We start from the raw sequence: 9650 nt of genomic DNA, 5'->3' as shown, positions 1-9650 counted from the left end.
GGCCGCGGGCGGTCGTCGTCGGGGGCGGGATCGCCGGGTTGGCCGCGGCGACCGGGCTGGCCGAGCGCGGCGTCGCCGTCGAGGTGCTGGAGCGCGAGCCCTACCTGGGCGGCCGGGTCGGTGGCTGGTCGGAGACGCTGCCCGACGGCACGCCGGTGTCGATGAGCCGCGGCTTCCACGCGTTCTTCCGGCAGTACTACAACCTGCGCGCGCTGCTGCGCCGCGGCGACCCCGGACTGGAGCGGCTGGTGCCGCTGGAGGACTACCCGCTCGTCGACGCCCAGGGGCGCCGGGACACCTTCCGCGGGTTGCCGCGCACGCCCCCGTGGAACGCCGTGCTGTTCGCGCTGCGCAGCCCCACGTTCCGCCCGTCGGACCTGCTGCGGCTCGACGCCCGCGCCGCCGCGCCGCTGGCCGCGGTCAGCGTGCCCGGCATCTACGAGGCGATCGACCACCTCGACGCGCAGAGCTTCGTCGAGTCGATCAACTTCCCGCCCGCGGCCCGGCACCTGGCGTTCGAGGTGTTCTCCCGCAGCTTCTTCGCGCCGCCCTCGACGATGTCGGCCGCCGAGCTCGCGACGATGTTCCACATCTACTTCCTCGGCTCCTCCGAGGGCCTGATGTTCGACGTGCCCGACGCGGGCTTCGACACAGCGCTGTGGGAGCCGCTGCGCCACTACCTGACCACCCGCGGTGTCACGTTCCGGACCGGGGTCACGGTGTCCTCACTGGAGCGAGGGGGGTCCGTCGACGGTGGACGGTTCCACGTGAATCATTCCGCCGGCGGTACCGCAGCCGACGCCGTGGTCCTCGCGACCGACGTGCGCGGGCTGCGCTCGGTCGTCGCCGCGTCCTCCGACCTCGGCGAGCAGGTCTCCACCGTCGACGGGCCCGGCGCGCTGGACCGCTGGCGCGCCGACGTCGCCGCGCTCGGCAGCGCGCCACCGTTCCTGGTGCAGCGGCTGTGGCTCGACACCCCGGTCGACGCGTCCCGGCCGCCGTTCCTGGGCACCGGCGGGCTCGACCCGCTCGACAACATCTCCGTGCTCGACCGCTACGAGCACGACGCGGCCGGCTGGGCCGCCCGCCACGGCGGTTCGGTGGTGGAGCTGCACGCCTACTCGGCGGCCCCGCCACCCGGCGTCGACGACGACGCCTGGACCGCCGGGCTGCGCGAGCGCTGCGTCGCGCGACTGCACGAGCTCTACCCGGAGACCGCGCGGGCCCGCGCGGTCGGCGAGCTCGTCCAGTGGCGCGAGGACTGCCCGATGTTCGGCGTCGGCGACTTCGCGCGGCGGCCCACCGTCGCCACCCCCGTCGACGGCCTGGTGCTGGCCGGCGACGGCGTCCGGATCGACCTGCCGGTCGCGCTCATGGAGCGCGCCGCGAGCACCGGCTGGCAGGCGGCGAACCGGCTGCTCGCCGGCTGGGGCCTGGCCGGCCACCCGCTCGAGACCGTCCCCACCAGCGGCCGCCTCGGTCCGCTGCGGCGCGCCGCCGAGTACGCGATGCGCACCTGACACCCGTCGAAGGACACCACGTCATGACCCTGCTCTCCCGTCTCACCGCGAACTGGCCGTCCCACTGGCCGCTGCAACCGCTGCCGTCCCAGAAGTGGGCGGCGCAGAAGCCGACCTACGCCGGCGCGGACCCGAAGCTGATCTCGGCCGCGCTGGAGCGGGCGCAGGCGCGCCCGTCGGGGAACTGGTTCGTGGTCGCCGCGAGCCGGGAGATCCGCGGCGACCGGCCGCTCGGCGTGCGCATCGGCGGGGTCGAGCTCGTCGCGTGGCGGGAGGAGGACGGGACGGTGCGCGTGGGTCCCGGCGCCTGCCCGCACCTCGGTGCGCCGATGGCTCTGGCGGCAGTCGACTGCGGCGAGCTGGTGTGCCGCTGGCACGGGCTGCGCCTGGGCGCCCGGTCCGGCCCCGGCTGGGCGGTGCACCCCGTCCACGACGACGGGGTGCTCGTCTGGGCGCGGCTCGACGACGTCGGCGGTGAGGAGCCGACCGACGCCCCGGTCGTCCCGGCCCGCCCGGCCGGCGCGGTCCTCGACGCCGTGACCACCCTGGTCGGGGTGTGCGAGCCCGAGGACATCGTCGCCAACCGGCTCGACCCGTGGCACGGCGCCTGGTTCCACCCGTACTCGTTCCAGAAGCTGACGGTGGACTCCGCGCCCGCCGTCACCGACGTCGACGAGTCCGACGACCGCTTCCTGGTCACCGTCACCTTCAAGGTCGGTCCGGGGCTCGGCGTCCCGGTGCGGGCGGAGTTCGTGTGTCCGGAGCCGCGGACGGTGGTGATGCGCATCGTCTCCGGCGAGGGCGTCGGCTCGGTCGTCGAGACCCACGCGACCCCGCGCGGCACCGACCGCGACGGGCGGCCCCGGACCGCGGTGATCGAGGCCGTCGTCGCCGGGTCGGACCGGCCCGGGTTCTCCGTGGCCTCGAAGCTCGCCCCGGCGATCCGCCCGGCGATGGCCGCGGCCGCAACCCGGCTGTGGCGCGACGACCTCGACTACGCCGAGCGCCGCTACGCGCTGCGCGCCCGGTAGGACCGTCGGCGCTGGGCGAAGCCGCGCCGGGCCACGGTGACGGCCGGCACCGAGACGACCGCCACCGACACCATGGAGTACGCCGGTGAGACCGGCGACCCCGTCGTGTCGAGCAGGGTCGTGAACACCAGCGGTGCGGTGCCGCCGACCTGCAGGACGCCGACGTTGTAGGCGATCGACATCCCGGCGGCGTGCAGCTCGTCGCGCACGGCCACCAGTGCTCACGGTGTCGGTCACGGCGGCGCTCAGAACGCATCCGCCGTCCGGGGCATCGTGGCGAGTGGAGCAGGGCCGGCGCGGTGGATCGGGGCCACCGGAGACGGGGCTGGACGTTCATGATCAGTTTCTCGGAGGGGATCGGTGCCACATACGGCACCGATCCCCCCCCCGGACGACGATCATGGGTCCCGCCCACCCTGGAGCGTCCACGCAACGCGCAGCCGGTCGCGGACGCGGGGCCGGCGGAGTCGTCAGGCCACCGGCAGCCCGGCCGGTCCGGCCTTGCGCAGCTCCCGCGGAGGCCTCCCGAACCAGCGCCTCGACGCACGGGACAGCGCCGACTGCTCCGCCAGCCCGATCATCGCCGCGACCTGGGTGAACGGGAGGTCGGTCCGCAGGATCAGGCGCTCGGCGGTGTCCCGGCGGGCGTCGTCGACGACCTGCTCGAACGTCGTCCCCTCCACCGCGAGGTGACGTTGCAGGGTGCGGGGGTGCACCCGCAGCAGCCGGGCGACGGAGCCGATCCGCACCGGCCCAGACCCCAGCGACCGGTCGACGGCCGCCCGTACCCGGTCGGTGACGGTGCGCCCGGGCCGGTCGAAGTGGGTCTCCAGGTACTCGATGGCGATGGCGCGCACGGTCTCGTCGCCGCCGGCCAGCGGTCGTCGCACGAGATCGGCGGGCACCCGCAGCACGGCGGCGGGCCGGTCGAAGCGGACCTCGGCGCCGAAGAAGCCCCGGAAGCGGTCGGCGTCGGCGGGAGCGGTGTGCGGCAGGTGCACCGACCGCAGCCCGTAGGGCCCGCCCGACAGCAGCCCGACGATCCGGTGCAGCACCCCCACGCCCAGGTCGGCGACCTGCGGCGGGAGCGGGTCGGTGCTGCCGTACTCCAGCCCGGTCACCCCGGCGACGCCCTCCGGGTCGGCGACGGCGCCGATCGTCAGCGCCGGACTGTGCACGTAGAGGTAGCGCGAGGCGCAGTCGAGCGCGTCGCCGAGGGTCGCCGAGTTCTGGACGGCGACGGCGAGCGGCCCGAGGATCTCCGGGCCCTGCCGCTGCGCGAGGCGCAGGCCCAGGTCGCCGCACCCGAGCTCGGCGGCCGCGGTCTCCAGCACCCGGGCCACCGACCTGGTCGGGACCAGCGCGTCCGGGTCGGTCCCCTCGACGGCGTCGATCGGGATGCGGAACCGTGCGAACAGCGCCGCTCCGTCGCCGCCCAGCTCGCCGACCAGCGCGACGAGCCCCCGCAACGCCCTCGCCCGGGTGAGTGATCCGGTGCCCATGTCGTACGAGGGTAAGTTGTTGTCGCGCCAGGTCAAGTTACTCCGGGTAGGTTTAGGGCAGACTGGATCTCGGTCGACAGAGGTAGTCAGCGCGGACGCGCCCGATGAGGAGGACCACATGACGCAGGCCGGCACGACGCCCGCTCCGGACAGCACCGCCGTCGAGCACCGCGACGTGATCATCGTCGGGGCCGGGCTCTCCGGCATCGGCGCCGCGGCCCGGCTGCACCAGGAGCTGCCCGGCAAGGACTACGCGATCCTCGAGGGCCGCGAGAACATCGGCGGCACCTGGGACCTGTTCCGCTACCCGGGCATCCGCTCGGACTCGGACATGTTCACCCTGGCCTACCCGTTCCGGCCGTGGCGCGAGCCGAAGTCGATCGCCGACGGCGCCGACATCCGCCGCTACATCACCGAGACCGCCCGCGAGTACGGCGTGACCGAGCGGATCCGCTTCGGCACGAAGGTCGTCGGTGCGTCCTGGGACTCGGCCACTGCGCGCTGGACGGTGGACACCACCACCGCGCAGGGCCCGAAGCGCTACACCTGCTCGTTCCTGTTCATGTGCTCGGGCTACTACGACTACGACAAGGGCTTCCAGCCGGAGTTCCCGGGCCGGGAGGACTTCGCCGGCACCTGGGTGCACCCGCAGTTCTGGCCGGAGGACCTCGACTACACCGGCAAGAAGGTCGTCGTCATCGGGTCCGGCGCCACCGCCGTCACGCTGATCCCCTCGCTGGCCGCGAAGGCCGGGCACGTCACGATGCTGCAGCGCTCGCCGTCGTACCTCACGGTGCTGCCCAGCAAGGACCCGGTCGCCGACCAGCTGCGCCGCTTCCTGCCCGCGAAGGTCGCGCACGCCATCCTGCGGCTGCAGTACGTGACGCTGACCCAGGCGTTCTACCAGCTCGCCCGGCGCCGCCCGGAGCGTGTGAAGAAGGTTCTGCGCGGCCTCGCGCTGAAGTTCCTCAAGGACGAGTCCTACGTGGACAAGCACTTCACCCCGAGCTACGACCCGTGGGACCAGCGCCTGTGCGTCATCCCGGAGGGCGACTTCTACAAGTCGATCAACCGGGGTGACGCCTCGGTCGTCACCGACCACATCGAGCGGATCACCGAGAAGGGCATCCGGCTGCGGTCGGGCGAGGAGCTGGAGGCCGATGTGATCGTCTCGGCGACCGGCCTGTCGCTGAGCCCGCTGGGCGGCATCACGATCCACGTCGACGGCGAGCAGGTCGACATCGGCAAGACCGTCACCTACCGCGGCCTGATGCTGTCGGGCCTGCCGAACCTGGCGTTCTGCATCGGCTACATCAACGCGTCCTGGACGCTGCGCGCCGACCTCGTCGCCCGCTACGTGCCCAAGCTGCTCGCGCTGATGGACCGCGACCAGATCGCCGTCGCCACGCCGGCGCCGACCGCGTCCCCGGACCGGCCGCTGCTCGACATCGAGTCGAACTACGTGAAGCGCTCGGAGCACCTGTTCCCGCGCCAGGGCCGCAAGGACCCGTGGCGGCTGCACCAGAACTTCTTCCTCGACGCCGTCGGGCTCGGCCGCGCCGACCTCAAGCGGGACATGATCCTCACCCCCGCCTCGGCGCTCGGTGCCCGCGACGCCCGCGTCCCCACCCCGACCGCGTCCGGCATCGCCGCGGATACCGTCGCCACCCCGGCGACCGCACAGCAGGAGGTGGCCTCCTGATGGCCCGCTCACCGTTCCGCTTCGCCGAGGGCACCGCCGTCGTCACCGGTGCCGCCGGTGGCATGGGCGAGCACGTGGCCCGCCTGCTCGCCGAGCGCGGCAGCGACCTCGTGCTCGTCGACCGCGACGGCGACCGGCTCGACACCGTCGCGTCGGCGATCCGCGCGAAGCACCCCGGCCTGTCGGTGACCACCGAGACCGTCGACCTGGCCGACCGCGACGCCGTCGACGCGCTGTCGACCCGGATCCTCGCCGGCCACCCGGAGATCAGGCTGCTGGTCAACAACGCCGGCGTCGCGCTCGGCGGGGACTTCGCCCGGCTGACCCTCGACGAGTTCGACTGGGTCATGGACGTCAACTTCCGCGCCCCGGTGCGGCTGACCCACGCCCTGCTGCCCGCGCTGACCGCACGGCCCGGCGCGCACGTGGTCAACGTGTCCAGCCTGTTCGGGCTGATCGCCCCGCCCGGGCAGTCGGCGTACTCGTCGTCGAAGTTCGCGATCCGCGGCTTCTCCGAGGCGCTGCGCGCCGAGCTCGCCCAGGTGGGCACCACCGTCACCACGGTGCACCCGGGCGGCATCAGGACCGGGATCGCCGCCGGCGCCCGGGTCGGGGTCAACATCCCGGCCGAGGAGGCCGAGCGCGGCAAGAAGGACTTCGAGAAGCTGCTGACCTTCCCCGCGGAGAAGGCCGCCGAGCTGATCGTCGACGCGATCGCGAAGCGCCGCCCGCGGCTGCTCATCGGGATCAGCGCGAAGGTCCCGGACCTGCTGGCCCGGCTCGCCCCGGCGAACAGCATCCGGATCTTCGCGAAGCTGGTGGGCGCCTCGGGGAACGCGAAGGCGGCGCGCACGCGATGACCCTCCCGCAGACCCGCTTCGTCGACGTCGGCGGCACCCGGATCCGGGTCCGCGAGACCGGCGACCCCGCCGGTGAGCCGGTCCTGCTGCTGCACGGGATCGGCCGCAGTCTGGAGGACTGGGACCCGCAGCACGAGTTCCTGTCCCGGTACCGGGTGGTCGCGCTCGACCTGGCCGGGTTCGGCCACTCCGACCGGGTGCCCGGCCCGGCGACGCTGGAGAAGCTCGCCGACACCGCGCTCGCCACCCTCGACGCGCTCGGCGAGACCCGGCCGGCGCACGTCATGGGCAACTCGCTCGGCGGCGCCGTCGCGCTGCTGATCTCCACCCGGCACCCCGAGCGGGTCGTCTCACTGGTGCTGGCCGACCCCGCCGGGTTCGGCGCCGAGGTGACCCCCGCGCTGCGGGTCATCGGGGTGCCGCTGCTGGGCCGGTTCCTGCTGGGCCACCTGGACGCCACGGCGGCGCGACGCTCGGAGCGGTCCCTGTTCGTCGACGGCTCCCTGGTCACCGACGAGCGGGTCGCCCGCGCCGTGGAGATCGCGCGGCGGCCGGAGTTCGCCCGGACCTTCGCCGAGGTCGCGGCCGAGCTGGGCACCGTCCGCGGGGTCCGGCCGGGCTGGCGGCGCGCGCTGCTCGACGCGTTCGCCCGCGCCCCGAAGCCGACCCTGGTCGTGTGGGGTGAACGGGACCTGATCCTGCCCGCGGCCCAGCTGCGCGCGGCGGGCCGGCTCCCGCAGGTCACGACACACGTGTTCGGCCGGGTGGGACACATGCCCCAGATCGAGGTGCCCGGGGCGTTCGCGACGCTGGCGTGCGATCACCTCGCCCGGGCGGGGCGGCGGACCAGCATCTCCAGCGACAGCCGCGCCGGCACCAGGTAGGGCAGGACCACGGCGGGCGGGCCGTGCACGGTCAGCCAGGTCCGGGTACCGGCCCCGGACGGCCGCACGCCGTGGTCCAGGCTCAGCCGCACCCGGTTCAGCGGGGAGGCGCCGGCGCCGAGGGCGACGTCCCAGGCCCAGGTGCGGGCGCGCTCGTCGACCTCGGTGACCGCGAAGGACACCGTGACGCCGAGCGGGCCGCGGACCTGCCCGGTCACGCCGGGGCGTATCCGGTCCGCCGCGGTGTCGACACCGAGGATGTAGGGCGCCCACTCCGGCCAGCGGGCGGGCACGGCGTAGCGCTCCCAGACCTCGTCGGCGGGCTGCGGGCCGCGGGCGTGCAGTGTCAGGCGCATCGACGACGATCCTGGCGGCTGCGCGCCCCCGCCGCGCGACGGGCCGGTTGCGGCCGTAGCGTCGGGTTCATGCGGATCGCCCCGTGGCTGGCCGCCCTGGTCACGCTCCCCCTGCTCGCCGCCTGCGGTACCGGTCCCAACCCGGTGACCAACGCGCTGTCCGGCGCCGAGGCCCCGGTCGCCGCGGCGGGCGCGGACCTGGTGCCGGTCACGGTGTCGGTGCCGCCCGGGGCCGCGACCGCCCCGTTCGACGAGCCCCGCGAGGCGCTCGTCCCGGCCGGGTGGACGGTGTCGGTCCTCGCCCGCGTCCCGAACGCCCGGCTGGCCGTCTGGACCCCGGACGGCGAGCTGCTCGTCTCGGTGCCCGACGACGGCCGGGTGCTGGCGCTGTCGCGCACCGGTGAGCAGCGGCCGTTGCTCGACGGGCTCACCCAGCCGCACGGGCTCGCGTTCTCCCCGGACGGCGGCACCCTCTACGTCGCCGAGTCGAACCAGGTGTCGGCGTACGCCTGGGCCCGCGGCGCGGCGACCGGGCGGCGGGTCGTCGTCCCCGGCCTGCCCGACGCCAACTCCCCCGACCTGCGCGGCGCCTACGGCCACGAGCTGAAGTCGGTCACCGTCGGCCCGGACGGCGCGGTCTACGTCTCGGTCGGGTCGACCGGCAACATCTCGGTCGCCGACCGGGACGCCACTCCCCCGCGTGCGTCGATCCTGCGGATGCCGCCCACCGGCGGGCCCGCCGCGCCGTTCGCGACCGGGGTCCGCAACGGCACCGGGCTGGCCACCGCGCCCGACGGCTCGGTCTGGACCGCGGTCAACGGCCGCGACAACGTGCCCTACCCCTACGACCGGCCCTACGGCGACGCCGGCGCCTCGTCGTTCGGGAAGGTCGTCGACGCCTACGTCACCGACCATCCGGCCGAACCGCTGGCCCGGCTCACCCCGGGCCGCGAGCTGGGCTGGCCGTTCTGCAACCCGGACCCGGACACCGACCCGGGCGTCGCCGGCTCCGCGCAGGACTTCACCGACGTCGGTCTGGTCGCCGACGCCGAGCTGAACCCCGGCGGGCGCGCGATGGACTGTGCGGCGCTGGCCCCCGTGGAGCAGTCCTTCCCGGCGCACTCGGCACCGCTGGGGCTGTCGTTCACCGACGGGGTGCTGCCCGCGCCGTACGCGGCCGGGGCCCTGGCCGGGGTGCACGGCTCCTGGAACGCCGACCCGCCGAGGGCCCCCGAGGTGTCGTTCTTCCCCTGGCGGGACGGGCGCCTCGGCGCGCAGCAGACGCTGGTCGGCGGGTTCCAGGACCCGTCCGGAGCGCGTTGGGGCAGGCCGGTCGCGGCCGTCGCCGGGCCGGACGGCGCGGTCTACGTGACCGACGACGACGCCGGTGCCGTCTACCGGGTGGCGCCACCCGGCCGGTGAGCAGCCCGCCCGTGACCGGGGCCGCAGTCGGCCCGGCCGCCCGCGGCGCCGGGGTAGGTTCACCCCGGTCGCCCGAGGGCGGACGACCGGGGAGGGTACGGGGCGATGCGGATCGTGGACTGGGCCGGCGACGACGAGGGCGGCCCGGCGGTGGTCCTGCTCGACCAGCGCGCGCTGCCCGGCGCGACCGAGCACCTGTACCTGCGCACCGTCGACGAGCTGATCGAGGCGATCCGGTCGCTGGCCGTGCGCGGTGCCCCGAGCCTGGGCATCACCGGCGCCTTCGGGGTCGCGCTGGCCGCGTCCCTGCACGGCACGGCGACGCCGGTCGCCGTCGCCGCGGTGCGGTCCGCGGCCGAGCGGATCGCCGTCG

General features: G+C 74.9%; 9 protein-coding genes and 1 pseudogene. 7 read left to right on the top strand and 3 right to left on the bottom strand.

What is annotated here, in order from left to right:
• Both GTW08_RS07995 and GTW08_RS07990 read left to right on the top strand, forming a co-directional pair.
• Positions 1 to 1520, top strand: a 1520-nt coding sequence (locus GTW08_RS07995; protein ID WP_237453644.1) for an FAD-dependent oxidoreductase, incomplete at its 5' end; no start/stop codon positions are given.
• A gap of 23 nt (positions 1521 to 1543) precedes the next feature.
• Positions 1544 to 2551 carry a DUF5914 domain-containing protein gene (locus GTW08_RS07990; protein ID WP_073574995.1) on the top strand — a complete coding sequence of 336 codons (1008 nt, stop codon included), beginning with the start codon at positions 1544 to 1546 and terminating at the stop codon, positions 2549 to 2551.
• Here the strand turns inward: GTW08_RS07990 and GTW08_RS07985 are convergent.
• Together GTW08_RS07985 and GTW08_RS07980 are read right to left on the bottom strand one after the other, a co-directional pair.
• The gene (locus GTW08_RS07985; protein ID WP_073574996.1) at positions 2530 to 2766 is read right to left on the bottom strand and encodes a hypothetical protein; all 237 of its coding nucleotides are present in this window, start codon (positions 2764 to 2766) and stop codon (positions 2530 to 2532) included. The two genes, GTW08_RS07990 and GTW08_RS07985, sit on opposite strands and share 22 nt — an antisense overlap.
• A 255-nt stretch (positions 2767 to 3021) precedes the next feature.
• Entirely contained in the window at positions 3022 to 4053 is a 1032-nt protein-coding gene (locus GTW08_RS07980; protein ID WP_073574997.1) for an AraC family transcriptional regulator, read from the bottom strand.
• Between the two features lie 118 nt (positions 4054 to 4171).
• Between GTW08_RS07980 and GTW08_RS07975 the strand changes: the two genes are divergently transcribed.
• From GTW08_RS07975 to GTW08_RS07965, 3 genes are read left to right on the top strand one after another with little or no spacing between them, the layout of a single operon-like run.
• A complete protein-coding gene (locus tag GTW08_RS07975; RefSeq protein ID WP_073574998.1) occupies positions 4172 to 5755 on the top strand; it encodes a flavin-containing monooxygenase in 1584 nt (527 codons plus the stop codon).
• A complete protein-coding gene (locus GTW08_RS07970; RefSeq protein ID WP_073574999.1) occupies positions 5755 to 6615 on the top strand; it encodes an SDR family NAD(P)-dependent oxidoreductase in 861 nt (286 codons plus the stop codon). Before GTW08_RS07975 ends, GTW08_RS07970 begins: the two co-directional genes overlap by 1 nt.
• Entirely contained in the window at positions 6612 to 7499 is an 888-nt protein-coding gene (locus GTW08_RS07965; protein ID WP_073575000.1) for an alpha/beta fold hydrolase, read from the top strand. The genes GTW08_RS07970 and GTW08_RS07965 overlap by 4 nt, the downstream gene beginning before the upstream one ends.
• On the opposite strand, the gene GTW08_RS07960 is transcribed toward GTW08_RS07965, so the two are convergent.
• On the bottom strand, positions 7436 to 7855 hold the full coding sequence (locus GTW08_RS07960; RefSeq protein ID WP_073575001.1) for an SRPBCC family protein: 420 nt from the start codon (positions 7853 to 7855) through the stop codon (positions 7436 to 7438). The genes GTW08_RS07965 and GTW08_RS07960 overlap by 64 nt on opposite strands.
• A gap of 69 nt (positions 7856 to 7924) precedes the next feature.
• Here GTW08_RS07960 and GTW08_RS07955 point away from each other — a divergent pair, with 69 nt between their 5' ends.
• Positions 7925 to 9277, top strand: a complete 1353-nt coding sequence (locus tag GTW08_RS07955; RefSeq protein WP_073575002.1) for a PQQ-dependent sugar dehydrogenase — start codon at positions 7925 to 7927, stop codon at positions 9275 to 9277.
• A 105-nt stretch (positions 9278 to 9382) separates the two neighbouring features.
• A pseudogene (locus tag GTW08_RS07950) lies at positions 9383 to 9650 on the top strand (S-methyl-5-thioribose-1-phosphate isomerase); the annotation flags it as partial.

Source organism: Pseudonocardia sp. SID8383 (assembly GCF_009864975.1).
Classification (GTDB): Bacteria; Actinomycetota; Actinomycetes; order Mycobacteriales; family Pseudonocardiaceae; genus Pseudonocardia; species Pseudonocardia alni.
The sequence above is the reverse complement of the archived record's forward strand: the minus strand, read 5'-3'. Positions and strand labels throughout refer to the sequence as shown.